We start from the raw sequence: 24,761 nt of genomic DNA on the forward strand, positions 1-24,761 counted from the left end.
CCCGCCCGGCCCGTGGGCCGGGCGGGTGCGCGGACGCCCGCGATCGGCCGGGGCGAAGCCGTCCGGCCGGTCTTTCAGGTGAGGTCGAACTCCCCGTCGCGCGCGTTCAGCACGAAGGCCCGCCACTCGGCGGGGCTGAAGATCAGCGAGGGGCTGCCCGGGCGGCCCCCGTTGCGCATCGCGATGAACCCCTCGACGAACGCGATCTGGACGTCTCCCGTCCCTTGGCTGCTCGACCTCCAGTCGGCCTTGCTGAGATCGAGATCCGGCTTGTCCCAGCCCACAAGGGTCTGCTGGGTGGTGCTCTCGGCCACGTCCCTGCTCCTCCCGGTTCCCTGTCGTCCGGGGGCCAGACTAGCGATCGCGTCCGGTCCCGGACAGGCCACGGAAGGAGTACCGCGGCCCGCCCTCCACGTCGGCCCGTACGCCCCCGGCGACCGGCCGCCCGCACCCCGCGCCGGGGCCGCCCCGATCGACCGGACCGGCCCTATCGGCTCGGCGGCTCGGAGCCGACCAGCCACATGGAGAAGAACTGCGAGCCGCCGCCGTAGGCGTGCCCGAGCGCCCTGCGGGCCCCCTCCACCTGGTGCTCGCCGGCCCGGCCCCGCACCTGGAGGGCCGCCTCGGCGAAGCGGATCATGCCGGAGGCGCCGATGGGGTTGGTGGAGAGCACCCCGCCCGACGGATTCACCGGGAGGTCCCCGCCGAGCTCGGTGACGCCCGACTCGGTGAGCTTCCAACCCTCGCCCTCCGCCGCGAACCCCAGGTTCTCCAGCCACATGGGCTCGTACCAGGAGAACGGCACGTACATCTCGACGGCGTCGATCTCGCGGCGCGGGTCGGCGATCCCCGCCTGCCGGTAGACGTCGGCGGCGCAGTCCTTGCCCGCCTGCGGGGAGACGAAGTCCTTGCCCGCGAAGAGCGTGGGCTCGCTGCGCATCGCGCCGCCGTGCACCCAGGCGGGCGGATGCGGCGAACGGGCCGCCCCCGCGCGGCCGGTGAGGACCATCGCGCACGCGCCGTCGGAGGAGGGGCACGTCTCCGAGTAGCGGATCGGGTCCCAGAGCATCGGGGACGCCTGCACCTTCTCCAGGGTGATGTCCCGCTCGTGCAGATGCGCGTACGGGTTCAGGAGCGCGTTGCGCCGGTCCTTGTAGGCGACGAGCGAACCCACCGTGTCGGGGGCGCCGGTGCGCCGCATGTACGCGCGCACATGCGGCGCGAAGAAGCCGCCCGCCCCGGCGAGCAGCGGCTGCTGGAAGGGGATCGGCAGCGACAGGCCCCACATGGCGTTGGACTCGGACTGCTTCTCGAAGGCCAGGGTCAGGACCGTGCCGTGGACCCGGGCGGCCACCAGGTTCGCGGCGACCAGCGCGGTCGAGCCGCCGACGGAACCGGCCGTGTGCACCCGCAGCATGGGCTTGCCGACGGCGCCGAGCGCGTCGGCGAGGTACAGCTCCGGCATCATCAGGCCCTCGAAGAAGTCGGGGGCCTTGCCGATGACGACCGCGTCGATGTCCGCCCACCCCAACTCGGCGTCCTTCAGAGCGCGTTGGGCGGCCTCGCGGACCAGTCCGGCGATCGAGACGTCGTGCCGGGCGGCGACGTGCTTGGTCTGGCCGATTCCGACGACGGCCACGGGTTCCTTGCTCACGACGGCTCCCCCTCCAGGACGGCGACGAGGTTCTGCTGGAGGCACGGCCCCGAGGTGGCATGAGCCAGCGCCCGGTCGGACTCGCCCCGGTGGATCGCGGCGGCCGCCTCACCGATACGGATCAGACCGGCGGCCATCACGGGGTTGGCGGCCAGCGCTCCCCCGGACGGGTTGACCCGTACCGTGCCGTCCAGCCGCAGCGCCTTGCGCAGCACCACTTCCTGCGAGCTGAAGGGGGCGTGCAGTTCGGCGGTGTCGACGGTGGGGGCACCTCCCGTGCCCTTCAGGCCATGGGGGAGCTCGAAGGCGCCCGCGCGCTCGGCGGCGAGCCGGGCCGACGGCGAGTCGGTGAGGTCGCGCACGCCCAGGCCGTGCGCCTCGATGCGGTGGTCCATGCCCCGGATCCAGGCGGGCCGCTCGCACAGCCCGCGCGCGGCGTCCCCGGCGGCGAGGATCACGGCGGCGGCCCCGTCCCCGACCGGCGGGCAGTCGCCGGTGCGCAGCGGGCGTACCAGATAGTCGCCCTGGGGCCGTGAACCGCGCACCTGGGCGTGGGGGTTGGCGGCGGCGGAGTCCCGGCTGCGGGCCGCGATCGCGGCGAGCGCGGGCTCGTCGGTGTCGCCCGCGTCGATCAGCGCCTGCGCCTGGAGCGCGGCCAGCGCGACGGAGTCGGGCCACAGGGGTGCCAGGTAGTACGGGTCGAGCTGGCGTGTCAGTACGTCACGGACCTCGCCGGGCGAGGACTTGCCGTACGAGTAGACGAGCGCCGTGTCGGCCTCCCCGGTGAGGATCTTCACCCAGGCCTCGTAGAGCGCCCAGGCGCCGTCCATCTCGACGTGCGACTCGGCGATCGGCGGCCAGGCGCCCACGCCGTCGAGGGCCATGGTGAAGGAGAAGGCGCGGCCCGCGAGGTAGTCGGAGGAGCCCGAGCAGGTGAAGCCGATGTCGCTGGTCTTCAGGCCCGTCCGGTCGAGCACCTCGTGCAGCACCGGCATCAGCATCTCGACCTCGGAGAGCTCGTCCGTGCGGCGCCGGTGGTCGCTCTGCGCGAAGGCGACGACGGCCACATCCCGTGCGGGGCCCATCAGATCAGCTCCTTGTACGTGTCGTAGTCGGCGTCGGGCTCCCCGGTGGGCCGGTAGTGGTCGGGGTGGCGGCCGCCCTCGCTCCACACCGGCTCGACCCGCAGCCCCATTCGCACCTGGTCATAGGGGATGCCGCCGATCCGGCCGTGCAGGGCGAGGTCGGCGCCGTCGAGGGCGATGTGCGCGTAGACGTACGGCACTTCGATGTCGAGGTTCTTCGCTTTGATGTTGACGATGCAGTACGTGGTGACGGTGCCCGCCGGGCCCACCTCCACCCGCTCGTCGGTGGCGACCCCGCAGGTGGGGCAGGCCCCGCGCGGCGGCACGTACACCTTGCGGCACGCCGGGCAGCGCTCGCCGACGGTGCGGCGGTCGGCCAGGGCCTCGATGTACCCGGCCTGGGCGCGGCCCGGGCTGTAGGTGTAGTCGAGCCGGGCAGGGGCGACGATCCCGGTGACGGGGTCGGTGAACTCGCCGGTGTGCGGGGCGGGTTGACCCGCCTCCTCGCTCTCGTACGGTTCGAAGCACGCGATGTCGGTGATCGCGCCGACGCGTTCCGGCGCCCACCGCACACGCACCCGCATCCCGGTCCGCACGGCGTCGGGGCCCGGCGCGTCCAGGGCGTGCAGCAGCGCGGTGTCGGCGCCGTCGAGCCGTACCAGGACCCAGGCGAAGGGGCGCTCCAGCGGCTGGCCCCGGCGCGGGGACGGGTTCCAGGCCCAGGTGGTGACGGTGCCGGTGGCGGCGACCTCGACGAGGTCGCGGAGCTCTTCGGCGGTGGCGGGGTCGTACTCGACGGGCGGCACCAGCGTGCGGCCGTCGACCGTCCGCACACCGAGGACGGTCCGCTCGCGCAGCCCGGTGAGGAAGGCGCTCTGGACCGGGCCGAGCGAGCGGGTGAACGGGAACTCGACCACCAGGGGGGCGCTGAGGACTTCGGGCATCGATAATTCCTTCTTGAGTGCGTCAACTTGGAGCTCCAGGGCCGCGCCCCTTCAGAGGCGCGGGGAACTGCGCGATCAGCCACAGACGGCCCGCGGTCGCATCACCGCACTTCCAGCGGAGCGTCAAGCGCGCCGGTAGACGGGCGGGCGCTTCTCGGCGAAGGCGCGGGCGCCTTCCTTGGCGTCGGCGGTGTCGAAGACCGGCCAGCCGCGCTTGAGTTCGGCGGCGAGCCCCTCGGTCTCGGTCATCTCCGCCGTCTCGTACACCGAGGCCTTGACCGCCTCGACGGCGAGCGGTCCGCAGGCGTTGATCTGCTCGGCGAGGGCGAGCGCCTGCTCAAGCGCGGTGCCGTCGGGCACCACCCGCCCGACGAGCCCGATGTCCCGCGCCTCGGCCGCGCTGTAGGCCCGCCCGGTGAGGAGCATCTCCAGGGCGTGCGTGCGCGGGATCTGGCGCTGGAGCCGGACGGTCGAACCGCCGATCGGGAACAGGCCGCGCCGGACCTCGAAGAGCCCGAAGGTGGCGCTCTCGCCCGCCACCCGGATGTCGGTACCCTGGAGGATCTCGGTGCCGCCCGCCACACAGGGGCCCTCGACGGCCGCGATCACGGGTTTGCGGGGGCGGTGGTGGCGCAGCATCGCCTTCCAGTGCAGATCCGGGTCGGCCTTGAGGCGGTCCCGGTACCGCTCGCCCTCCATCCCCTTGCCCGCCAGGGCCTTGAGGTCCATGCCCGCGCAGAACGCGCCGCCGGCGCCGGTGAGGACGACCGAGCGGACCCCGTCGTCGGCATCGGCCTCCAGCCAGCCGTCGTAGAGGCCGACCAGCATCGACAGCGAGAGCGCGTTCCTGGCCTCCGGCCGGTTGAGCGTCAGTACGAGTGTGGCGCCCTCGCGCCGCACGGTGAGGTGTTCGGTGCCACCCATGCGCATGCCTCCCGTCGTCGGACTGGAACAGGTTGCAGGAGCCGGGGACGCAGTTCAATAGTTTTCTGACAGGCAGTCAGATTCTTTCGCCGGGGGCTCTTCACAGTTGTGGTCGGCTCTGCTCTGATGACGGCCACACGGATGGCGCCGGGGTCAGGAGGAGCGGTGGAGTACAACCTTGCCGACCTGTTCGAGTCGGTCGTCGACGTGGTCCCCGACCGCGAGGCACTGGTCCACCTCGACCACCCGGGCACGGGCGCCGAGCGCCGGCTCACCTACGCGCGGCTGGACGCGGCCGCCAACCGGATCGCCCACCACCTGATCGACAGCGGTATCGAGCCGGGCGAGCACCTGGGCCTCCATCTGTACAACGGCGTCGAATACCTCCAGACCGTGCTCGGCTGCCTCAAGGCGCGGATCGTCCCGGTCAACGTCAACTACCGCTACGTCGAAGACGAGTTGGTCTATCTCTACCGGGACGCCGATCTGGCGGCGCTGGTCTTCGACGCGGAGTTCACCGAGCGGGTGGCGGGCGCGCTGCCGCACACCGAGAAGCTGCGCCACCTCGTACGGGTGGGGGAACCGCCGCGGGGCGCGCCCGCGCTGGACACGGTGCCGTTCGCCGAGGCCGAGGCGGCCGGGTCCGAGGAGCGGGGATTCGCACCCCGCTCGCCCGACGACCTCTTCATCATCTACACCGGCGGCACCACGGGCATGCCCAAGGGCGTGATGTGGCGCCAGGAGGACCTGTTCTTCTCCGGGCTCGGCGGCGGCGCACCCACGGGCGAGCCGGTCGCGCGCCCCGAGGAGCTGGCCGAGCGGGTCGCGGCGGGCGGCGAGGGCATCACCTTCTTCCCCACTCCCCCGCTGATGCACGGCACCTCCACGCTCACCGCGTTCATCGGCTTCAACTTCGGCCAGCGCGTGGTGATCCACCGCAAGTTCGTGCCCGAGGAGGTGCTGCGGACGATCGAGAAGGAGAAGGTCACCAGCGTCTCGCTGGTCGGGGACGCGATGCTGCGCCCCCTCATCGACGCCCTCAACGGCCCGATGAAGGGCACCGACTGCTCGTCCCTGTTCAGCGTCTCGTCCTCCGGAGCGATCATGTCGGAGACGGTCCGCGCCCAGTTCAGCGCGCTGGTGCCGACCGCGATGCTGCTCAACAACTTCGGCTCGTCCGAGTCCGGCTTCAACGGCACCGCCACCGACGACTCCGGCCCCGACAAGGGCTTCCGGCTGCGCGTCAACTCCCGTACGGCAGTGGTCGACCCGGCGACACACGAGCCGGTGAAGCCCGGGGAGCCCGGCCGGATCGCCCAGCGCGGCCATGTGCCACTCGGCTACTACAACGACCCGGCGAAGACCGCCGAGACGTTCTTCCAGCGGGGCGACGAGCGCTGGGTGCTGCTCGGCGACATGGCCACGGTCGACGAGGACGGCATCGTCACGGTCCTCGGGCGGGGCTCGCAGTGCATCAACACCGGTGGCGAGAAGGTGTATCCGGAGGAGGTCGAGCAGGCGCTCAAGTCCCATCCGGACGTGTACGACGCGCTGGTCGCCGGGGTGCCGGACGCCACCTGGGGCAACCATGTGGCGGCCGTGGTGCAGCTGCGCGAGGGCGCCGAGGAGCCGACCCTCGACGACATCCAGAGCCACTGCCGCACCCGGCTCGCGGGGTACAAGGTGCCGCGCCAGCTGGTGATCGCCCCGAGCATCCAGCGCTCCCCGAGCGGCAAGGCGGACTACCGCTGGGCGCGGGCGGTGGCGGCGGGGGCCGACTCCCCCGCCGGGTGACCTGTTCAAAGACAGGCACTCAGATCCCGAAGTCCCGCAGTTCTGCGACGAATTCGTCCGGCCGGGCCGTGTGGACCGAGTGGCCGCCGTCGATGGTGACGAGGCGGGAGCCGGGGATGCGGGCGGCCATCTCGGCGACGCTCGCCTGGTCCACGATCTCGCTGGTCGCGTCGCCCGCGATCAGCAGGGTCGGTACGGCGAGCTCGGCGAGCCGCTCACGCCAGGCCGGGTCGGGCGCGTTGAGCTGGGCATTGGTGTCGGTGACCACCGGCCAGTCGAACGCGAGCTCCTCGTCCGGCCGCGCCATGAACCGGCGCGGCGGATCCAGCGGTACGAACACGGGCGCCTCCTCCAGGACCAGCCGCCCGATCAGCTCGGGCGCGTCCTGGGCGAGCAGCAGCGCGGCCGCGCCGCCCATGGAGTGGCCTATCAGATCGGCGCCGGCCAGGCCGAGCGCGTCGACAAAGCCGCGCAGGTCGTCGCGGAAGCCCTCGAACGAGTAGCGGCCGGGCCAGTCGCTGAGGCCGTGGCCGCGCAGGTCGACCGCGTACACCCGACGCGTCGCGGCGAGCCGTTCGGCCACTTCCGTCCAGTGCGCGCCCGATCCGCCGCGCCCGTGCGCGAGCACGACGGGCGGGGCGCAGGCGTCGCCCCAGGTCCGGTAGGCGAGCCGGATGCCGGAGACGGTCCTCACACTCTGGACGCCGGGCGTCAGGAAGGCGGCGACCATACGGGCGAAGTCGCCGTCGTACGCGTCGGCCATGGCCGGTGACTTCCCCGCCCCCGTCAGGTGGTGGGCGGGTCCGGTCCCGTCGTATTCGGTGAACTTCGGCATGCCGGTGATCTTCACAGGCCATGGTGACCGGGCCAAGGGATTTCGCCGACAGCGCGAACGGCAGTGGGGACGAGAGCGGGGGCGGCATCGGCGACGGCACAGGGATGACAGCGTGGTCGGCAACGTGGTCGGCAGCGCGGACGGCTCGGTGAAGCGCGTTGTCCACAGGCCTTGACGGTGCGGTCGGGTGGCTGGATTACTGAACCCGAACAGATCTACCGAATGATCGGTCGTCCGATTTCGGGCGGAGTGACGACCGGCGAGGGCGGCGAGGACGGGAGCGGCCATGGAACCCCTGCTGGACGCGGCGGAACGGCTGAGCCGGGCGGAGCTGGAGGCGCTCCAGCTGGACCGGCTGAGAGCTTCGCTGCGCCATGCGTACGACAACGTGGGTTTCTACCGGGAGGCGTTCGACAAGGCGGGGATCCGGCCACAGGACTGCCGTTCGCTCGCGGACCTCGCCCGCTTCCCGTTCACCACCAAGGCGGATCTGCGCGACCACTACCCGTTCGGGATGTTCGCGGTCCCCGACTCCGAGGTCCGCCGTATCCACGCCTCCAGCGGGACCACCGGCCGCCCCACGGTGGTCGGCTACACCGAGCGCGACCTGGACACCTGGGCGGACGTGGTGGCCCGCTCGATCCGCGCGGCGGGCGGCCGCCCCGGCCACAAGGTGCATGTGGCGTACGGATACGGGCTGTTCACGGGCGGTCTGGGCGCGCACTACGGGGCGGAGCGGCTCGGCTGTACGGTGATCCCCGCGTCCGGCGGCATGACGGCCCGCCAGGTCCAGCTGATCCAGGACTTCCGTCCCGAGATCATCATGGTGACCCCCTCGTACATGCTCACACTCCTCGACGAGTTCGAGCGGCAGGGCGTCGATCCCCGCTCGACCTCGCTGAAGGTCGGGATCTTCGGCGCCGAGCCGTGGACGGAGGAGATGCGCCGCGAGATCGAGGAGCGCTTCGCCATCGACGCGGTCGACATCTACGGGCTCTCGGAGGTGATCGGGCCCGGTGTGGCACAGGAGTGCGTGGAGACCAAGGACGGGCTGCACATCTGGGAGGACCACTTCTATCCGGAGGTCGTCGACCCGCTCACCGGCGAGGTGCTGCCCGAGGGCGAGCGGGGCGAGCTGGTCTTCACCTCGCTGACCAAGGAGGCCATGCCCGTGATCCGCTACCGGACGCGGGATCTGACCCGGCTGCTGCCGGGCTCGGCACGGGTCTTCCGGCGGATGGAGAAGGTGACCGGCCGCAGCGACGACCTGGTGATCCTGCGCGGGGTGAACCTGTTCCCCACCCAGATCGAGGAGATCGTGCTGCGCACACCCGGCCTCGCCCCGCACTTCCAGCTGCGGCTCACCAAGGAGGGCAGGCTGGACGCGCTGACGGTACGGGTGGAGGCGCGCGCCGACACCCCGCCCGAGCAGCGTGACGCGGCCGCGCGGTCGATCGTCGCGGCGGTGAAGGACGGCATCGGGGTCTCGGTGGCGGTGGAGGTCGTCGACCCCGAGACCATCGAGCGGTCGGTGGGCAAGTTCAAACGGATCGTGGATCTGCGCCGGGGGCCTGCGGGTGGGGCGTGAGCGCGTGAGTCCGGGGGGCGGCGGACGGGGGTGAGCCAGGGCCCTGCGGGCCGGGGCTACGTCGGCACCCTGCGAGCCACGCGCACGTCAGCGCCCTGCGGGCCGGGCGGGAGTGTTGACAGGCGTGCGCCGGGCTGACTGAGTGGCTGGCGGCACTTCGTGTGCCATGAGCAACCACCTGTGTCACCCACTGAGTTGGGAGGAACATTGGCTCTCCGCACCGGCGCCCGCAGCCGCGCCGCCGACCGCACCCATGCCCGGGCCCGTACCCCGATCAGGCGTCTAGCGGTGCTCGGCATCGCCCTGCTGACCGCCTCCGCGTCGCTGTCCCCGACGGCCTCGGCCGCGTCCGACGACCGCGAGCACCACCCCTCCGGGGGCGGTCTGTCCGCCGTCATCCGGTACACCGAGTACGGCATCCCGCACATCCTCGCCGAGGACTACACCGACCTCGGCTTCGGCACCGGCTACGCCCAGGCGGCCGACCAGGTGTGCACCCTCGCCGACGGTTTCGTCACGCTGCGCGGGGAGCGGTCGAAGTGGTTCGGCCCGGACGCGGCTCCCGACGGCTCGCTCTCCGCCGCCGCCAAGAACCTCTCCAGCGACCTGTACTTCACCTCGGTACGCGACTCCGGCACGGTCGGGAAACTCCTGGCCACCCCCGAGCCCACCGGGCCGAGCCACCAGTCGAAGGAGCTGATGCGCGGCTGGGCGGCGGGCTACAACGCCTGGCTGAAGCAGCATCGCATCACCGACCCCGCCTGTAAGGGCGCCGCCTGGGTGCGCCCGGTGACCGTCGTCGACGTGGCCGCGCGCGGCTTCGCGATATCCGTGCTCGGCGGGCAGGGGCGCGTCACCGACGGCATCACCGCCGCGCAGCCGCCGGCCGCCGCGTCCACGCCCACCGCGCCCGATCCCGCCTCCAGTGCGAAGGCGGCCGAGCGGCTGTTCGCCGCCGACCAGGCCGACATGGGCTCCAACGCCGTCGCCTTCAGCGGCGCCGCCACCGCCAACGGGCGCGGTCTGCTGCTCGGCAACCCGCACTACCCCTGGCACGGCGGCCGCCGCTTCTGGCAGATGCAGCAGACCATCCCCGGCGAGCTCAACGTGTCGGGCGCGGCCCTGCTCGGCACGCCGACCGTGAGCATCGGCTTCAACGACAAGGTGGCCTGGAGCCACACGGTCGCCACCGGCGTCACGCTCAACCTCCACCAGCTGACCCTCGACCCGGCCGACCCGACGGCGTACCTCGTGGACGGCACGTCGCAGCGCATGATCCGGCGCACGGTGACGGTCCCGGTGCGGGGCGGCGCGCCGGTGACGCGCACCCAGTGGTGGACGCGGTACGGGCCGGTGGTCACCGCGCTCGGCCCGTCGGTGCCGCTGCCCTGGTCCCGGACCACGGCGTTCGCGCTGAACGACCCCAACGCCCTCAATCTTCGCGCCGCCGACACCGGTCTGGGCTTCTCCAAGGCGCGCGGCACCGACGACGTCCTCGCGTCGCTGCGCCGCACCCAGGGCCTGCCCTGGGTCAACACGGTGGCCGCCGACTCCCGGGGGCACTCCCTGTTCACCCAGTCGCAGGTGCTCCCCCGGATCACCGACGAGCTGGCCGCGCGCTGCTCGACCCCGCTGGGCAAGGCGCTCTACCCGGCGTCGGGGGTGGCCGTGCTCGACGGTTCGCGCGGCGACTGCGCCCTCGGCTCGGACCCGGACGCGGTCCAGGCCGGGGTCTTCGGGCCCGCCCGGATGCCGCTGCTCAAGGACGCCGCGTACGCCGAGAACTCCAACGACAGCGCCTGGCTGACCAACGCCGACCACCCGCTGACCGGTTACGAGCGGATCTTCGGCACCCTCGGCACGCCGCGCTCGCTGCGCACGCGCGGCGCCGTCGAGGACGTCTCGGCGATGGCCGCGAAGGGCCGGCTCACCGTCGCCGACCTCCAGCGCCAGGAGTTCGCCGACCGGGCGCCCGCCGGGTACCTGGCGGCGGCCGACACGGCCAAGGCCTGCGCCGCGCTGCCGGGCGGCACCGCGACGGACAGCACCGGCAAGGCCGTCGACGTGTCCGCGGCGTGCGCGGTGCTGGCCCGCTGGGACCGTACGGTCGACGCCAGGAGCCGGGGCGCGCTGCTCTTCGACCGCTACTGGCGCAGGCTGACGGCGACGGTCCCGGCGGCCGAGCTGTGGAAGGTGCCGTTCTCCGCCGCCGACCCGGTGCACACACCGAACACCCTCAACACCGCCTCGCCCGGCGTCGGCCGGGCGCTCGCCGACGCGGTGGGCGAGCTGCGCGCGGCCGGCATCCCGCTCGACTCGGCGCTGGGCGACCACCAGTACGTGGTGCGCGACGGCAAGCGCCTGCCCGTCTCGGGCGGGACGGAGGCCCTCGGCATCTGGAACAAGGTGGAGGGGATCTGGGACCCGGCCGGCGGCTACACCGAAGTGTCCACCGGATCCAGCCACATCCAGGCGGTCGGCTGGGACGGCGGCAGGTGCCCGGTCGCCCGCACCCTCCTGACGTACTCCCAGTCGGAGAACGTCCTCTCCCCGCACCACAGCGACCAGACGAAGCTCTACTCGCGGCAGCGCTGGGTCACCTCGCGCTTCTGCGAGCGGGACATCCGCTCCTCGCCCGCCCTGCGGGTCGTGAAGGTGCGCGAGCACGGCTGACGTCCGCGCGGCCCGCCGTCGGGGCGGGCCGCGCACGGAGGTTCACGCCGGTACGTGGCCGAGCTTGTCGGGGTTGAGCACCGCGTAGATCCCGTGGACGCGGCCGTCGCGGACGTCCAGCATCGTGATCTGGGAGCGGTCGTGCATCGAGGTCGACAGCGCGGGCGCACCGTTGACGTCGACCAACCGGGTGGCGCCGGTCGCGTACCGGCTGAGCAGGCCGGTGATGAAGGCGAGGACCTTGGCGCGGCCGATGACCGGTCGCAGGGCGGCGCGCACCCTGCCGCCGCCGTCGTTCCAGGCGACGACGTCCTCGCTGAGCAGATCGGTGAGAGCGCCGAGGTCGCCCTCCTGTGCGGCCTCAAGGAACCGCGTGAAGAGCTTCACATGGTCCTCCTCGGCGGGCGTGAACCGCTCGCGCCCGTCCGCCAGATGCTGTCCGGCCCGGCGCAGCAACTGGCGGCAGTGGGGGACGCTCGCCCCGAGGATGTCGGCGATCTCGTCGTACGGCAGCTCGAAGGCCTCGCGCAGGACGAACACGGCCCGCTCCGGCGGGGTCAGCCGCTCCATCAGGTGCACGGTGGCGAAGGCGACCGTGTCGCGCAGCTCGGCCGTGTCCATCGGCCCGAGCGCGCCGGTGGCGACCGGCTCGGGCAGCCACGGCCCGGTGTAGGCTTCACGGGTCACCCGCGCCGAGCGCAACTGGTCCAGGGCGAGCCGCGAGACCATCTTGACCAGGAAGGCGCGGGGCACCCTGACCTCCTCCCGGTCGGTACCCAGCCAGCGCACACAGGCGTCCTGGACGACGTCCTCGGCGTCCCACATGGAGCCGAGGAACCGGTAGGCGAGCCCGAGCAGCATCGGCCGGTGCCGTTCGAACTCGGCTGCCCCGTCCCCGTCCGCCGTCGTGTGCTGCTGATCCGCGGGCACTGCCATGGTCCTTCTTCCTCTCCCCGTCCCTGCGGCCGTCGCGGATCACTTCGCCGCGGCCACCGCGCCATTCAACTCGACCGCCAGACCGGTGCGCCACGAGGTGTGGCGCGGCCGCCAGTCGAGGGTGAGCCGGGCACGCGCGTTGTCCGCGCCGCGCAGCCGTGTCAGATACGCCGCTCCCCAGCCGCCGACGGCGAGGCGCGCCACGAACGCGGGGAGCCGCTTCGGCGCCGGGGCGCCCAGGATCCGCGCCACCTCGGGCAGCCACACGCTCATCCGGGCCGGGTCGTTGTCGACGATGTTCAAGGCGCCGGTGGCGTTCTTGTCGAGGGCGGCGGCCACGGCCGTGGCCGCGTCGTGGGCGTGGGTGAAGGAGAAAGTGGCCGAACCCCCGCCCACCAGCGGCAACTTGCCGGCCCTGATCTGACGGACGAACTGCCCGTCGGTGTCGAACGCCGAGCCGGGACCGTAGAGGTGACCGAAGCGCAGCACGAGTCCGCCCGCGTCGTGGGTGCGCCGCTCCAGCTCGCGCAGGGCGTCGAGCGAGCGCCGGAACGGCTTGGGCGGCGCCTGCCACAGCGGGGTGTCCTCGTTGGCGAGGCTGTCGCCGTCCGGGTCGTAGGCGAAGGCGACGCTCTGGGCGATGACCCGGCGCGCTCCCGCGCGGTGGGCCGCCTCGATCAGATTGCGGGTGCCCTCGGTGCGCAGCCGGTCGGTGAGGGCAAACTCCTGCCGCATTTTGCGGGGGTTGAGCTCGGCCGGAATCGCGGTGAGCAGGTGCACGACCGCGTCCGGGGCCGCCTCGCGCACGGCCCGGTCCAGGGCCGCGGCGTCCAGGGCGTCGGCCACGACGGCCCGCGCCCCCGCCCGCTCCAGGAGGGCGGAGCGCCCGGCCGAGCGGGAGAGGCCGGTCACGTCATGGCCCACCGAGGCGAGCAGCGGGACCAGGGCCCGCCCGATGACTCCGGTGGCTCCGGCGACGAGTACACGCATGGGGGTCCCTCCTGAGGTCGGTCCTCCGGGGCCGGTGCACGGCCCCGGAGGAGGTTCGGCATCAGGACGGGCGAGCCCCGCCGCGCGTGACAGTCACCGAAGGTGACGTGGGTCACGGCACCACGGCGAAGGGCCGCTCACATCGCCCGCTCGTGCCCCTCCCAGTACGGCTCGCGCAGCCGCCGCTTGTAGAGCTTGCCGTTGGGGTCGCGCGGCATGGCGGCGATGAAGTCGACGGACTTGGGCCGCTTGTAGCCCGCGAGCCGCTCCTCGCAGTGGGCGAGGATGTCGGCGGCGAGCGCGTCCCCCGGCTCGTGCCCGGGCGCCGCCTCGACGACCGCCTTGACCTCCTCGCCCCAGTCCGCGTGCGGAATGCCGAACGCGGCGGCGTCGGCGACCGCCGGGTGGGTGAGGAGCGCGGCCTCGATCTCGGCCGGGTAGATGTTGACCCCGCCCGAGATGATCATGTCGATCTTGCGGTCGCGCAGGAAGAGGTAGCCGTCCTCGTCGAGGTAGCCGAGGTCGCCCACGGTGAAGAAGTCCCCGATGCGGTTCTTGCGCGTCTTGGTCTCGTCCTTGTGGTAACTGAAGCCGCCCGTCGACATCTTCATGTAGACGGTGCCCAACTGGCCGGGGGGCAGCCGCTCGCCGTCGTCGTCGAAGACGGCGAGTTCGCTGATGGGCCATGCCCTGCCGACCGTGCCCGGCTTCTTGAGCCAGTCCTCGGCGGTGGCGAACGCCCCGCCGCCCTCGCTCGCCGCGTAGTACTCCTCCACACAGCTCCCCCACCACTCGATCATCGCCCGTTTCACATGGTCGGGGCAGGGGGCCGCGCCGTGGATGGCGTGCCGCAGCGAGCTCACGTCGTACCGCGCCCTGACCTCATCGGGCAGGGCGAGGAGCCGGTGGAACTGGGTCGGCACCATGTGCGTATGGGTGCAGCGGTACGCGTCGATCAGACGCAGCATCTCCTCGGGCGTCCACTTGTCCATCAGGACCAGCGGGTGCCCGATGTGCAGGGACGCGCCCGCGAACTGGAGCACGGCCGTGTGGTAGAGCGGCGAGCAGACCAGATGGACGTTGTCGTCGAACGGCTTGATGCCGAAGATGCCCAGGAAGCCGCCGAGGTAGGACTCCTCGGGGAGCTTGCCGGAGAGCGGGCGCCGGATGCCGCGCGGGCGGCCGGTGGTGCCCGAGGTGTAGTTCATCACCCAGCCGAGGGTGCGGCCCTCGGGCACGGACGCGGACTGCCCGTCGAGGAGTTGGCCGTACGGGCGGAATCCCGCCACCTCGCCCACCGCGTACCGGTGGCTGCCCGCCAGCTTCGCCTCGTCGGCGGCCGCGGTCGCCGCGTCCGCGAACCGCTCGTGGGCGATGAGGACCTTGGCGCCGGAGTCGGCGACGATCCACGCGATCTCGGGCCCGACCAGGTGGTGGTTGACGGGCACGAGATAGAACCCGGCCTGGGACGCGGCCAGATACGCGGTGAAGAACTCGACCCCGTTGGGCAGGACGACGGCGAACGCGTCGCCCCGTTCGAGTCCGGCCGCCCGCAGCCCGTGCACCAGCTGGTTGACGGCGCCGTGCAGCCGGCCCGCCGTCCAGTGCTCGCCGTCCGGCGCGGTGAGCACCACGCGGTCGGGGTCGGCTGCGGCCTGCGCCCAGAACCCGTTGGGCGGCTGCGCGGAGTCGCTCATGACCCGCTCCTCTTGGCGATACGGCTGATGCGGTCGACGGCCTGCTCGAAGCCGCGGGTGAGGTCGTCGAAGACCTCCTGGACGCTGCGTTCGGAGTTCATCCGGCCGACGATCTGGCCGACGGGCGTGCCGAGCAGCGGCGCGACCTCGTACTTCTGGATCCGCGACAGCGCCTCGGCGACCAGCAGTCCTTGCAGGGGCATGGGCAGGGTGCCCGGGCCGCTGGGGTCGTCCCAGGCGTCGGTCCACTCGGTGCGCAGCTGGCGGGCGGGCTTGCCGGTGAGGGCGCGCGAGCGGACGGTGTCGCCGGAGCCCGCGGCGAGGAGCTTGCGGGTGAGCGCGCGCGAGTGCAGGTCGGCCTCGGTGGTGGTGAGCCAGAGGGAGCCGAGCCAGACGCCCTGGGCGCCGAGGGCGAGTCCGGCGGCCACCTGGGCGCCGCTGCCGATGCCTCCGGCGGCGAGCACGGGCAGCGGTCCGACCGCGTCGACGACTTCGGGCACCAGCACCATGGAGGCGATCTCGCCGGTGTGTCCGCCGGCTTCGTAGCCCTGGGCGACGACGATGTCGATGCCCGCCTCGGCGTGGTGGCGGGCGTGCTTGGCGCTGCCAGCGAGGGCGGCGACCAGGACCCCGTTGGCGTGGGCCCGGTCGACGACGTCGGCGGGCGGGGAGCCGAGCGCGTTGGCGAGCAGGGCGATCGGGTAGTCGAAGGCGACGTCGAGCTGGTTGCGGGCGACCTGCTCCATCCATCCGGTGATCCGCCAGCCGGAAGCCTCGCCGTCGGCGAGCTCGGGCACACCGTGCTTGGCGAGCGTCTCGCGGACGAACTGCCGGTGCCCCTCGGGGATCATCGCCTCGACGTCGGCCTCGGTGACGCCCTCCACCTTCCGCGCGGGCATGACGACGTCGAGCCCGTAGGGCAGCCCGTCGGTGTGGTCCTGCATCCAGTCGAGGTCGCGCGCGAGGTCGTCGGGGGCGGTGTAGCGGACCGCGCCGAGCACGCCGAACCCGCCGGCCCGGGTGATGGCGGCGGCCACCGCCGGGAACGGCGTGAAGCCGAAGATGGCGTGCTCCACTCCCAGTCTTCTGCTCAGCTCCGTCTGCATGGGGCGCAGGATGCCGCAGCCCGGCCGACGAGGGAAGAGATTTTCTGATGCTGCGTCAGATTATTTGCCGCGTCGGTTTCTTTACGCGGCGGGCGCACCCGGGCCCCTTAAAGTGGCGGCCATGATCCGGGGCGACGGGACGGGAGCCGTGCTGAGGTACGGCACCGCCGAGGAGGCCGGGCTGCTGCCGGGGCCGCTGGGCGAGCTCGTCGCCGTGGCCGAGCGGTTCCTGGGGCCGTCGCCGGTCCACCCCTGGTACGCGGGCGCGGTGGTGCTGGCCGGGCGCGGCTCGACGGTGGCGCTGCACCACGCCGTCGGCACGGCGGTGCGCTACTCGGCGTACGACGAGCGGACGGACACCGGCGTCGAACTCCCACCCGGGCAGCGGATCCCGATGACCCGGGACACGGTCTTCGACCTCGCCTCCGTCTCCAAGCTGTTCACCTCGCTCCTGGCGGTGCGGCAGATCGAGCGGGGCGCGCTGGAGCTGGAGGCCGAGGCGGCCGTGTATCTGCCGGAGTTCGCGGCGGCGGGCAAGGAGGCCGTCACCGTACGCCAGTTGCTCACCCACACCTCGGGACTGCGCGCCTGGCTTCCGCTGTACGACGAGCCGACGTACGAGGGGAAGCTGAGGCTGCTGTGGGAGGAGCGGCCCGAGCGGCCGCCGGGGAGCGCGTACCGCTACTCCGACCTCAATCTCCTCACGCTTCAACTGCTCTTGGAACGGATCACCGCTCGCACTCTGGATACCCTGCTCCACGACGAGATCACTGCTCCACTCGGGATGCACCGCACTCGCTACAACCCGCCCGCCTCCTGGCGCTCCGGGATCGCCGCGACCGAGGACGCCCGAAAGCCCTGGTCGGGGCTTGACCGGGGGCTGGTGTGGGGCCAGGTGCACGACGAGAACGCGTTCGCGCTCGGCGGGGTCGCGGGGCACGCCGGGGTGTTCTCGACCGCCTGGGACCTCGCGGTCCTCGCCCGCACGCTCCTGAACGGCGGCGTATACGGCCCCGCCCGCATCCTGCGCCCCGCCTCCGTCGAACTCCTCTTCACCGATGCCAACACCGCCTTCCCGGGCGACGCGCACGGCCTCGGCTTCGAGCTGGACCAGCACTGGTACATGGGCGTGCTCGCCTCCCCGCGCACGGCGGGCCACACCGGTTTCACCGGCACCAGCCTCGTCATCGCCCCGGACACCGGCACGTTCCTGGCCGTGCTCGCCAACTCCGTTCATCCGGTGCGGAGTTGGCGCTCCGGCTCGGCGCCGCGCAGGGCCCTGGCCGACGCCCTGGCCCGGGCGATCGCGCGCTGACGGCCGGTCCTACCTCCCCAGCACCGCCATCGCCGCGTTGTGGCCCGGGATGCCGCTGACCCCGCCGCCCCGGACCGCGCCCGCCCCGCACAGCAGCACGTTCGGGTGCGCGGTCGCCACGCCCCAGCGGCCCGCGGACTCCTGCGCGTACGGGAAGGACAGCGGGCGGTGGAAGATGTTGCCGCCGGGCAGCCGCAGCTCCCGCTCCAGGTCGAGCGGGGTCTTCGCCTCGACGCAGGGCCGCCCGTCGGCATCGGTGGCCAGGCAGTCCGCGAGCGGCTCGGCCAGATGCGCGTCCAGCTGCGCCAGCGTCGCCTCCAGCAGCACCTCGCGTGTCTTGTCGTGGTCACCCGCGAACAGCCGCGCCGGGGTGTGCAGCCCGAACAGCGTCAGCGTCTGGTAGCCGCGCCCGGCCAGGCCGGGGCCGAGGATCGAGGGGTCGGTGAGCGAGTGGCAGTAGATCTCGGAGGGCGGCGCGCTGGGCAGCGCACCGGACGCGGCCTGCGCGTACGCGGCCGCCAGCTCCCCGTAGCCCTCGCCGATGTGGAAGGTCCCGGCGAACGCCTCGCGCGGGTCGACCGAGGTGTCCTTCAGCCGGGGCAGCCGCGTGAGCAGCATATTGACCTTGAGCTGGGCGCCCTCGGCGTGCTCCGGGGCCGGGTCACCGGTGAGCGCGGCCAGCGCCTCGGGCGAGGCGTTGACCAGGACGTGGCGGGCCGCGACCGTGCCCTCGCCCGACTCCGTACGGAAGTCGACCTCGGCCTCGCGGCCGTCGGTGCGCAGCGCGGTCGCCTCGTGCCCGGTGACGATCTCCGCGCCGGCCGCCCGCGCGGCGCCCGCGAGCGCGTCGGTGAAGGCGCCCATCCCGCCCACCGGCACGTCCCAGTCGCCGGTGCCGCCGCCGATCACGTGGTAGAGGAAGCAGCGGTTCTGGGCGAGGGAGGGGTCGTGGGCGTCGGCGAAGGTGCCGATCAGGGCGTCGGTGAGGACGACGCCGCGCACCAGGTCGTCGTCGAACCGCTCCTCCACGGCCACGCCGATCGGCTCCTCGAAGAGCACCCGCCACGCCGTGTCGTCGCCCAGGCGCTCGCGCAGGGCCGCGCGGGTGGGCAGCGGCTCGGTCAGCGTGGGGAAGATCCGCTCGGCGGCCCGCCGGGTCATCCCGTAGAACTCCTCCCAGGCCGTATACGCGGCGTCGGAGCCGGTCAGACGGCGGAACGAGGCCCGGGTGCGCTCCTCGCCGCCGCCGACGAGCAGCCCGGTGGGGCGTCCGTCGCGTACCACCGGCGTGTACGAGGAGACGGTCCGCTTGCGGACGGCGAACCGCAGCCCCAGATCGTCCACGATCTTCTTGGGCAGCAGCGAGACGAGGTAGGAGTAGCGCGAGAGCCGGGCGTCGACGCCCGCGAAGGGGCGGGTCGAGACGGCCGCACCGCCGGTGTGGCCGAGGCGCTCCAGGACCAGCACCGACCGGCCGGCGCGGGCGAGGTAGGCGGCGGCCACCAGGCCGTTGTGGCCGCCGCCGACGATCACGGTGTCGTACACCTGGTGTGCGGGCATGGCCCTTCCTAGCACGCGCCGATCACCGGCGGCCAGGGTGGCGCCGGTGATCGGCCGCCCGCTACCTCCCGCGTGGCGCGCTCTGCTGCCGCAGGGCCGCGACCCGCCGGTACAGCGCCGCCGCCTCGGCGCCGCGCCCCAGCCGCTCCAGGCAGTGGGCCTCGTCGTTGCGGCTGGCGAGGGCGTCGGGGTGGGCGGTGCCCAGGACCCGCTCGCGGGCGTCGGCGACCTGCCGGTAGACGGCCAGCGCCTGCGCCCACCGCTCGAGCCAGCCGAGGCCGACGGCGATCTCGCGCCGGCTGACGAGGGTGTCGGGGTGGTCGGGGCCGAGGACGCGCTCGCGCAGCGCGCACACGTCGCGGGCCTCGGCCAGGGCCTCCTCCCAGCGGGCCAGGCGCCCGAGGTTGACGCCGAGGCCATGGCGGGCGCGCAGGGTCTCGGGGTCCTCGGGGCCGTCGACGCGGGTGCGGTCGCCGACGAGCACCCGGTACAGCTCCAGCGCCTCGGCGCTGCGGCCGAGGCGGCCCAGGGCGATGCCGACCTCGTAGCGGGTGGCGAGCGTGTCGGGGTGGTCGGCCCCGAGGACGGTCGCGCGCGCCGAGGCGACCTCACGGTAGAGCTGGAGCGCCTCCACCCAGCGTCCCAACTGTCCGAGCACATAGGCGACTTCGGACCGGGACACCAGGGTGTCGGGATGCCCGGCGCCGAGCACGCGCGCGCGGTCGGCGGCGACGTCGCGCGCCATGCGGTACGCGTCCTCCAGCCGGCCCAGACGGCCCAGGTTGAAGGCGAGGTTGTGGCGGCAGCGCAGGGTGGCCGGGTGGTCGGCTCCCATGACGCGCTCGCGGGCGGCGAGCACCGAGGCGTACACCTGGTGCGCCTCGAAGTGGCGTCCGAGGCGGCCCAGGACGTACGCGGTCTCCTGGCGGGCGTCGAGCGCGCCCGGATCGTCGGGTCCGAGCGTGCGGGCCCGGGCCTGGGCGACCAGGCCGAACTCGCGCAGGGCGTCCGCCTCGCGCCCGGTCCGGCTCAGGGCGAAGGCCACCTCGTACTGGCTGGCCAGGGTATCGGGGTGGTCGGGGCCCAGTGCGTGGGCGCGTTCGGCGGCGACCGCGCGGTGCACCTCGCCCGCCTCCGCCCAGCGGCCGACGCGGCCCAGACCGAGGCCTTCGCGGTGCCGGTCGTCGAGCTCGGCGAGGAGCTCGGGCGGGGGCGGCGGCGGCCGGTCGGGGGCGGGCGGAGCGGGCGGCAGGGCGGTCGTCCAGGCGCCGGTGAGGCTGGCGTCGGGGTCGGGCGGGGCCGGGTCCGGGGGTGTGGAGCCGGTCGCCTTGTGGCCGGTGGTCATCCCGCGCGCCCAGGACGGCAGCCCGCGCGACCGCACGGGCTGCGGCGCCACCGCGAAGGGGGAGACCGGGCCCCTGACCGGCCCGCGCCCGGCGGCCAGCCGCCGCACCACCTCCCTCGCGTCCTGGGGCCGCGAGCCTGGCTCCTTGGCGAGCAGATCGAGCACGATCTCCTCGAAGAACTCGGGAGTTCGGGGCGCCCGGCGCGCGGGGGCTCGGGGGAGGTGTCACGGTGGCCGACGAGGATCGCCCAGGCGTCGTCGAGGTCGAACGGCGGTGCCCCGGTGGCCAGTTCGTACAGCACGCACCCCAGCGAGTACAGGTCGCTGCGGTGGTCGACGGGGGCGCCGCCGATCTGCTCGGGCGACATGTAGTGCGGGGTGCCCATGGCGATGCCGGTGCCGGTGAGCCGGGAGGTGAACCCGATGTCGGCGCCGAGACGGGCGATCCCGAAGTCCAGGATCTTCACCGTGCCGTCCGGCAGCCGCATGATGTTGGCCGGCTTCAAATCCCGGTGGACGATGCCCTGTTGGTGGGTGTAGGCGAGGGCGGAGGACAGCTGCTCGGCGATGTCCACGACGTCCAGCACCGGCAGCGGATGCCCCTTGCCGTCCTGGAGGAGCTGGCTCAGATTGCGGCCGTCGAGCAGCTCCATGACGAGATAGAGCACGCCCTCGAACTCGCCGAAGTCATGGACGACCGTGACGCCCCGATGCTGGAGCGCGGCCGCGACCCGCGCCTCGCGCCGGAAGCGCTCGCGCAGTACGCGGGCGGACGCCTGGTCGTGCTGAAGCCCCAGCGGCTTGAGGCACTTCACCGCGACCCGCCGCCCCAGCGAGTCGTCGCGGGCCGCCCACACCTCGCCCATGCCGCCGCGCCCGATCAGCTCCAGCAGCCGGTACCGGCCGTGGATCAGCCTGGTGTCCGCCATCGCGCGATGTCGCCCCCGTCACGTCACTGAGCTGCGCCCTCCCCGGCTGCCTCCAGTATGGCCGCCTGTCTGCGGAGTGTGTACGGCGACGGGCGCGTTCCCGGCCCCATCCGGGCGACCGCGCGCAGGATGTGCTTGGGCGGCAGTTGCCAGCGCACGGTCGCCGGAATGAGCCGCAGCAGCCGTCCGGCGCCGACGAGCCGCCGGGTGACCTCGTCCGGCCGGGGCGCGGGCCGCCCGTACAACTCGTGGGCGTACGGGGGCAGCGCGTCGTAGGCGAGCCGCGCCACGCGCCGCCACACCAGCGCACGCGCCGGTACCAGCAGCCGGGGCACGGGCGGCCGCCGCAGGAACGCGTCGACGTCGCGCGCGTCGGCGCCGGCGGCGAGTTCGGGCCGTACGTCCGCGAAGTAGGCGGAGAGCTGCGCGGTGGACGCCGGGACGACGGCCGGGTCGAGCCCGATGAGCCGCGCGGCCTCGCGCTGCTCGTCCACATAGCGGTCGGCCTGCGCGTCGCTGACCGGATATCCCGAGCGGCGCGCGACGCTCAGATAGCTGTCGACCTCCGCGCAGTGCACCCAGAGCAGCAGCGCGGGATCGTCTATCCGGAACCGCTCCCCGGTCACGGGGTCATCGGCCTTCAGGAACCCGTGAATGCGCCGCACCCGCGCACCGGCCCGCTCCGCCTCGTCCTTCGTCCCGTACGAGATGGTCGCCACGAACCGCGCGGTGCGCAGCAGCCGCCCCCAGGTGTCCTTGCGGAAGTCACTGTTCTGCACGACCCCGCGCACGGCACGCGGATGCAGCGCCTGAAGGTACAGCGCCCGCACCCCGGCGATCCACATGATCGGATCCCCGTGCATCTGCCAGGTCACCGACCGGGGGCCGAAGTAGCCGGGGTCGGGCCCGGAACTGTTGTCGCCCATGGGCCGCCACCTCCTGTAGGGCCAGGCTAACGGCGCACCCGCGGCATCCCCAGACCGATCCAGGAGATGATTTCGCGCTGGATCTCGTTGTTGCCGCCGCCGAATGTGAAGATCACGGCCGAGCGGTAGCCGCGTTCCAGTTCGCCGTGGAGCACCGCGCCCGCCGAGCCCTCCTTCATGGGTCCGGCCGCGCCGACGACCTCCATGAGCCAGGCGTACGCGTCGCGGCGGGCCTCCGAGCCGTACACCTTGACGGCGGAGGCGTCCTGCGGGGTGAGGGTGCCTTCCTGGACGGCGTTGACCATCTGCCAGTTGAGGAGCTTCATCGCGTCGAGCCGGGTGTGGGTGCGGGCCAGGCGGCCGCGTACCCAGCCGAGGTCGATGACACGGCGGCCGTCGGCGAGCTTGGTGTCGGCGGCCCAGCGCTGGACGTCGTGCAGGGCGCGGATCGCCATGGTGCCGTGCGCGGCGAGCGTGACGCGCTCGTGGTTGAGCTGGTTGGTGATCAGCCGCCAGCCCTGGTTCTCCTCGCCGACGCGGCGGGAGACGGGGACGCGGATGTTCTCGTAGTAGCTGGCGGTGGTGTCGTGCGAGGCGAGTGTGTTGATGACGGTGCAGGAGTAGCCGGGGTCGGAGGTCGGCACGAGGAGCATGGAGATGCCCTTGTGCGGGGGCGCTCCGGGGTCGGTGCGCACGGCCAGCCAGACCCAGTCGGCGGTGTCGCCGTTGGTGGTCCAGATCTTCTGCCCGTTGACGACGTAGCTGTCGCCGTCCCGCACCGCCCTCGTCTTCAGCGCGGCCAGGTCCGTGCCCGCGTCGGGCTCGCTGTAGCCGATCGCGAAGTCGATCTCGCCGGAGAGGATCCTCGGCAGGAAGTACGCCTTCTGCTCGTCCGTGCCGAACCGCATCAGGGTCGGGCCGACCGTGTTCAGCGCCATCAGCGGCAGCGGGACCCCGCCCTGGGCGGCCTCGTCGAAGAAGATGAACTGCTCCATCGGGCTCAGCCCGCGCCCGCCGTACTCCTCGGGCCACCCCACCCCCAGCCAGCCGTCCGCGCCGAGGCGGCGCACGGTGTCGCGGTAGAAGCGCTTCTGGGTGGCGGGGTCGGCGTACCGCGCGTACGCGTTGTCGGGCACCAGCTCGGCGAAGTAGGCGCGCAGCTCGGCGCGGAGGCGCTGCTGCTCGGGCGTGTATTCGAGGTGCACGGGCCCCTCCAGGCTGGTCACGGTCCGTCGGTGCGCGTCGGGCGGACGTCGCTGTACGTCGTGCGAGCGGGCACACAGTAGAACGTGTTCCAAGAATCTGGAAGGGCGGTGCGGTGGGGAGTGGGGCCGACCGCTCGGCCGGTCACCCGTTCGTCGCCATACGGTCGCCGCGCGCCCGGGGCGCGGCCAGCATGGCGAGGGTGTAGCCGAGTCCAGGACCCACCGCCCCGGAGGCCCCCATGACCACCGCCCGCGATCTGATGACCGTCGACGTCCGCTGCATCCCGGCGAGCGAAACCCTCGACCGCGCGGCCCAGTTGATGCGGGACCACAACATCGGCGCGCTGCCCGTGAAGAGCGGCGACGGCACGCTGACGGGCATCGTCACGGACCGCGACATCGTGGTGAAGGTCCTGGCCGCCGGGAAGGACGCGGCCGACGTGACGGCGGGCGACCTCGCCGACGGCCGGCCGCGTACGGTCTCCGCCGACGCGGACGCGGCCGAGGCGGTGCGGGTGATGAGCGACGCGCGCATCCGCCGCCTCGTCGTCGTGGACGACGGCGAGCCGGTCGGTGTGATCACCGAGGCGGATCTGGCCCGGCACCTCCCTGCGGACCAGTTCGCCTCGTTCGCGAGCAGCGTCTACGCGAGGGGCTGAGTCCTGAGAGGCCGGGCCTCCGCGAGCGGGTCGGGCGCGTGGGTCAGGGCAGCAGCTTGTCGATCGCCGCGGGGCCGTCCTCCGCGAGCCGGCGCTCTGCCCACGCCATGTTCTTCGGGTTGATGTCGCGCCCCGACGCGAGCACCAGGTCCTCGGCGGTGACCTCACCGCCCGCTCCTGTGTGCAGCAGTGCGTCGGGGGTGATCCCCTCCCGCTTCGGCGCGGGATCGGACTGAGCGTTCATGCCGCCTCCTCATTAGTCCGGCGTGGCTCCATTCTGGTACCCGGTCCCGCAGAACGCATCCGCCCCAGAAATATCACCGGTCCGGCCCGTACGGTGGCGGCCTACGGACCCTGCCGCCGCATGCGCTGCCGGGCTGCGACGGGCCGGGAAACCGTGATCCCGGCCGTTCGGCGGCCCGGCGCGGGGCCCCTGGACGGGCCGCGCGGCCGCGTCCACCAAAGTCACCGCGCATGTCACCACGAAAGTCACCCGTACGACACGCCGGAGCCGGGAACCAGCCGCCGCGCTCGCCGCGTTCTCCCCACAGCGACGCGGCACGCTGCGGCACGAAGCAGCGGGGCGCGGCGGAGCG

General features: G+C 73.0%; 18 protein-coding genes and 2 pseudogenes. 5 read left to right on the top strand and 15 right to left on the bottom strand.

Going from position 1 to position 24,761, the window contains the following annotated elements:
* Nucleotides 1-74 precede the first annotated feature (74 nt).
* From BX283_RS07220 to BX283_RS07240, 5 genes are all read right to left on the bottom strand, one after another.
* Complete coding sequence (locus BX283_RS07220; RefSeq protein WP_101386816.1) at nucleotides 75-314, bottom strand: DUF397 domain-containing protein; 240 nt, start codon at nucleotides 312-314, stop codon at nucleotides 75-77.
* 173 nt (nucleotides 315-487) lie between these two features.
* The gene (locus tag BX283_RS07225) at nucleotides 488-1,654 is read right to left on the bottom strand and encodes a thiolase domain-containing protein (protein ID WP_101386817.1); all 1,167 of its coding nucleotides are present in this window, start codon (nucleotides 1,652-1,654) and stop codon (nucleotides 488-490) included.
* Nucleotides 1,651-2,739, bottom strand: a complete 1,089-nt coding sequence (locus BX283_RS07230) for a thiolase domain-containing protein (protein ID WP_101386818.1) — start codon at nucleotides 2,737-2,739, stop codon at nucleotides 1,651-1,653. The genes BX283_RS07225 and BX283_RS07230 overlap by 4 nt, the downstream gene beginning before the upstream one ends.
* On the bottom strand, nucleotides 2,739-3,683 hold the full coding sequence (locus BX283_RS07235; protein ID WP_101386819.1) for a Zn-ribbon domain-containing OB-fold protein: 945 nt from the start codon (nucleotides 3,681-3,683) through the stop codon (nucleotides 2,739-2,741). Before BX283_RS07235 ends, BX283_RS07230 begins: the two co-directional genes overlap by 1 nt.
* Nucleotides 3,684-3,806: 123 nt before the next feature.
* On the bottom strand, nucleotides 3,807-4,607 hold the full coding sequence (locus tag BX283_RS07240; RefSeq protein ID WP_101386820.1) for a crotonase/enoyl-CoA hydratase family protein: 801 nt from the start codon (nucleotides 4,605-4,607) through the stop codon (nucleotides 3,807-3,809).
* 165 nt (nucleotides 4,608-4,772) lie between these two features.
* Between BX283_RS07240 and BX283_RS07245 the strand changes: the two genes are divergently transcribed.
* Nucleotides 4,773-6,401: an acyl-CoA synthetase gene (locus tag BX283_RS07245; RefSeq protein ID WP_101386821.1), complete on the top strand. Its 1,629-nt coding sequence runs from the start codon at nucleotides 4,773-4,775 to the stop codon at nucleotides 6,399-6,401.
* Between the two features lie 19 nt (nucleotides 6,402-6,420).
* On the opposite strand, the gene BX283_RS07250 is transcribed toward BX283_RS07245, so the two are convergent.
* Nucleotides 6,421-7,236, bottom strand: coding sequence for an alpha/beta fold hydrolase (locus tag BX283_RS07250; protein ID WP_373979148.1), 816 nt, complete (start codon nucleotides 7,234-7,236; stop codon nucleotides 6,421-6,423).
* A gap of 286 nt (nucleotides 7,237-7,522) precedes the next feature.
* On the opposite strand from BX283_RS07250, the gene paaK reads away from it, so the two are divergent.
* Together paaK and BX283_RS07260 are read left to right on the top strand one after the other, a co-directional pair.
* Complete coding sequence (gene paaK / locus BX283_RS07255) at nucleotides 7,523-8,824, top strand: phenylacetate--CoA ligase PaaK (RefSeq protein WP_101386823.1); 1,302 nt, start codon at nucleotides 7,523-7,525, stop codon at nucleotides 8,822-8,824.
* 273 nt (nucleotides 8,825-9,097) lie between these two features.
* A complete protein-coding gene (locus BX283_RS07260) occupies nucleotides 9,098-11,497 on the top strand; it encodes a penicillin acylase family protein (RefSeq protein WP_101392199.1) in 2,400 nt (799 codons plus the stop codon).
* Between the two features lie 42 nt (nucleotides 11,498-11,539).
* On the opposite strand, the gene sigJ is transcribed toward BX283_RS07260, so the two are convergent.
* The 4 genes from sigJ to BX283_RS07280 form a co-directional block, all read right to left on the bottom strand.
* Nucleotides 11,540-12,433 carry an RNA polymerase sigma factor SigJ gene (sigJ, locus tag BX283_RS07265; RefSeq protein WP_101386824.1) on the bottom strand — a complete coding sequence of 298 codons (894 nt, stop codon included), beginning with the start codon at nucleotides 12,431-12,433 and terminating at the stop codon, nucleotides 11,540-11,542.
* Between the two features lie 39 nt (nucleotides 12,434-12,472).
* On the bottom strand, nucleotides 12,473-13,423 hold the full coding sequence (locus BX283_RS07270) for an NAD(P)-dependent oxidoreductase (RefSeq protein WP_101386825.1): 951 nt from the start codon (nucleotides 13,421-13,423) through the stop codon (nucleotides 12,473-12,475).
* 137 nt (nucleotides 13,424-13,560) lie between these two features.
* On the bottom strand, nucleotides 13,561-15,120 hold the full coding sequence (locus tag BX283_RS07275) for an acyl-CoA synthetase (RefSeq protein ID WP_101386826.1): 1,560 nt from the start codon (nucleotides 15,118-15,120) through the stop codon (nucleotides 13,561-13,563).
* The gene (locus tag BX283_RS07280; RefSeq protein ID WP_101386827.1) at nucleotides 15,117-16,226 is read right to left on the bottom strand and encodes a nitronate monooxygenase family protein; all 1,110 of its coding nucleotides are present in this window, start codon (nucleotides 16,224-16,226) and stop codon (nucleotides 15,117-15,119) included. The genes BX283_RS07275 and BX283_RS07280 overlap by 4 nt, the downstream gene beginning before the upstream one ends.
* 121 nt (nucleotides 16,227-16,347) lie before the next feature.
* Between BX283_RS07280 and BX283_RS07285 the strand changes: the two are divergent.
* Nucleotides 16,348-17,532, top strand: a pseudogene (locus tag BX283_RS07285) (serine hydrolase domain-containing protein); the annotation flags it as partial.
* Nucleotides 17,533-17,550: 18 nt separating this feature from the next.
* Here the strand turns inward: BX283_RS07285 and BX283_RS07290 are convergent.
* The 4 genes and pseudogenes from BX283_RS07290 to BX283_RS07305 all read right to left on the bottom strand — a co-directional run bounded on the left by BX283_RS07290 (nucleotide 17,551) and on the right by BX283_RS07305 (nucleotide 23,506).
* The gene (locus BX283_RS07290) at nucleotides 17,551-19,101 is read right to left on the bottom strand and encodes an NAD(P)/FAD-dependent oxidoreductase (protein WP_180357090.1); all 1,551 of its coding nucleotides are present in this window, start codon (nucleotides 19,099-19,101) and stop codon (nucleotides 17,551-17,553) included.
* Between the two features lie 61 nt (nucleotides 19,102-19,162).
* Nucleotides 19,163-21,375, bottom strand: a pseudogene (locus BX283_RS07295) (tetratricopeptide repeat protein).
* A 23-nt stretch (nucleotides 21,376-21,398) separates the two neighbouring features.
* Nucleotides 21,399-22,301, bottom strand: a complete 903-nt coding sequence (locus tag BX283_RS07300; protein ID WP_101386829.1) for an oxygenase MpaB family protein — start codon at nucleotides 22,299-22,301, stop codon at nucleotides 21,399-21,401.
* A 26-nt stretch (nucleotides 22,302-22,327) separates the two neighbouring features.
* Nucleotides 22,328-23,506 (bottom strand): acyl-CoA dehydrogenase family protein, encoded by a 1,179-nt coding sequence (locus BX283_RS07305; RefSeq protein WP_101386830.1) that lies wholly within the window; start codon nucleotides 23,504-23,506, stop codon nucleotides 22,328-22,330.
* 239 nt (nucleotides 23,507-23,745) lie between these two features.
* Here BX283_RS07305 and BX283_RS07310 point away from each other — a divergent pair, with 239 nt between their 5' ends.
* A complete protein-coding gene (locus BX283_RS07310; protein ID WP_101386831.1) occupies nucleotides 23,746-24,165 on the top strand; it encodes a CBS domain-containing protein in 420 nt (139 codons plus the stop codon).
* A gap of 43 nt (nucleotides 24,166-24,208) precedes the next feature.
* Here the strand turns inward: BX283_RS07310 and BX283_RS07315 are convergent, their stop codons facing one another.
* Nucleotides 24,209-24,409, bottom strand: a complete 201-nt coding sequence (locus BX283_RS07315) for a hypothetical protein (protein ID WP_101386832.1) — start codon at nucleotides 24,407-24,409, stop codon at nucleotides 24,209-24,211.
* Between the last annotated feature and the right edge of the window lie 352 nt (nucleotides 24,410-24,761).

Source organism: Streptomyces sp. TLI_146, from assembly GCF_002846415.1.
Classification (GTDB): domain Bacteria; phylum Actinomycetota; class Actinomycetes; order Streptomycetales; family Streptomycetaceae; genus Streptomyces.

Coding starts and splice junctions, on each gene's coding strand:
- BX283_RS07230 (WP_101386818.1), bottom strand. CDS start 2,739: ATGGGCCCCGCACGGGATGTGGCCGTCGTCGCCTTCGCGCAGAGCGAC.
- BX283_RS07235 (WP_101386819.1), bottom strand. CDS start 3,683: ATGCCCGAAGTCCTCAGCGCCCCCCTGGTGGTCGAGTTCCCGTTCACC.
- BX283_RS07240 (WP_101386820.1), bottom strand. CDS start 4,607: ATGGGTGGCACCGAACACCTCACCGTGCGGCGCGAGGGCGCCACACTC.
- BX283_RS07250 (WP_373979148.1), bottom strand. CDS start 7,236: ATGCCGAAGTTCACCGAATACGACGGGACCGGACCCGCCCACCACCTG.
- paaK (WP_101386823.1), top strand. CDS start 7,523: ATGGAACCCCTGCTGGACGCGGCGGAACGGCTGAGCCGGGCGGAGCTG.
- sigJ (WP_101386824.1), bottom strand. CDS start 12,433: ATGGCAGTGCCCGCGGATCAGCAGCACACGACGGCGGACGGGGACGGG.
- BX283_RS07270 (WP_101386825.1), bottom strand. CDS start 13,423: ATGCGTGTACTCGTCGCCGGAGCCACCGGAGTCATCGGGCGGGCCCTG.
- BX283_RS07275 (WP_101386826.1), bottom strand. CDS start 15,120: ATGAGCGACTCCGCGCAGCCGCCCAACGGGTTCTGGGCGCAGGCCGCA.
- BX283_RS07280 (WP_101386827.1), bottom strand. CDS start 16,226: ATGCAGACGGAGCTGAGCAGAAGACTGGGAGTGGAGCACGCCATCTTC.
- BX283_RS07290 (WP_180357090.1), bottom strand. CDS start 19,101: ATGCCCGCACACCAGGTGTACGACACCGTGATCGTCGGCGGCGGCCAC.
- BX283_RS07300 (WP_101386829.1), bottom strand. CDS start 22,301: ATGGGCGACAACAGTTCCGGGCCCGACCCCGGCTACTTCGGCCCCCGG.
- BX283_RS07310 (WP_101386831.1), top strand. CDS start 23,746: ATGACCACCGCCCGCGATCTGATGACCGTCGACGTCCGCTGCATCCCG.
- BX283_RS07315 (WP_101386832.1), bottom strand. CDS start 24,409: ATGAACGCTCAGTCCGATCCCGCGCCGAAGCGGGAGGGGATCACCCCC.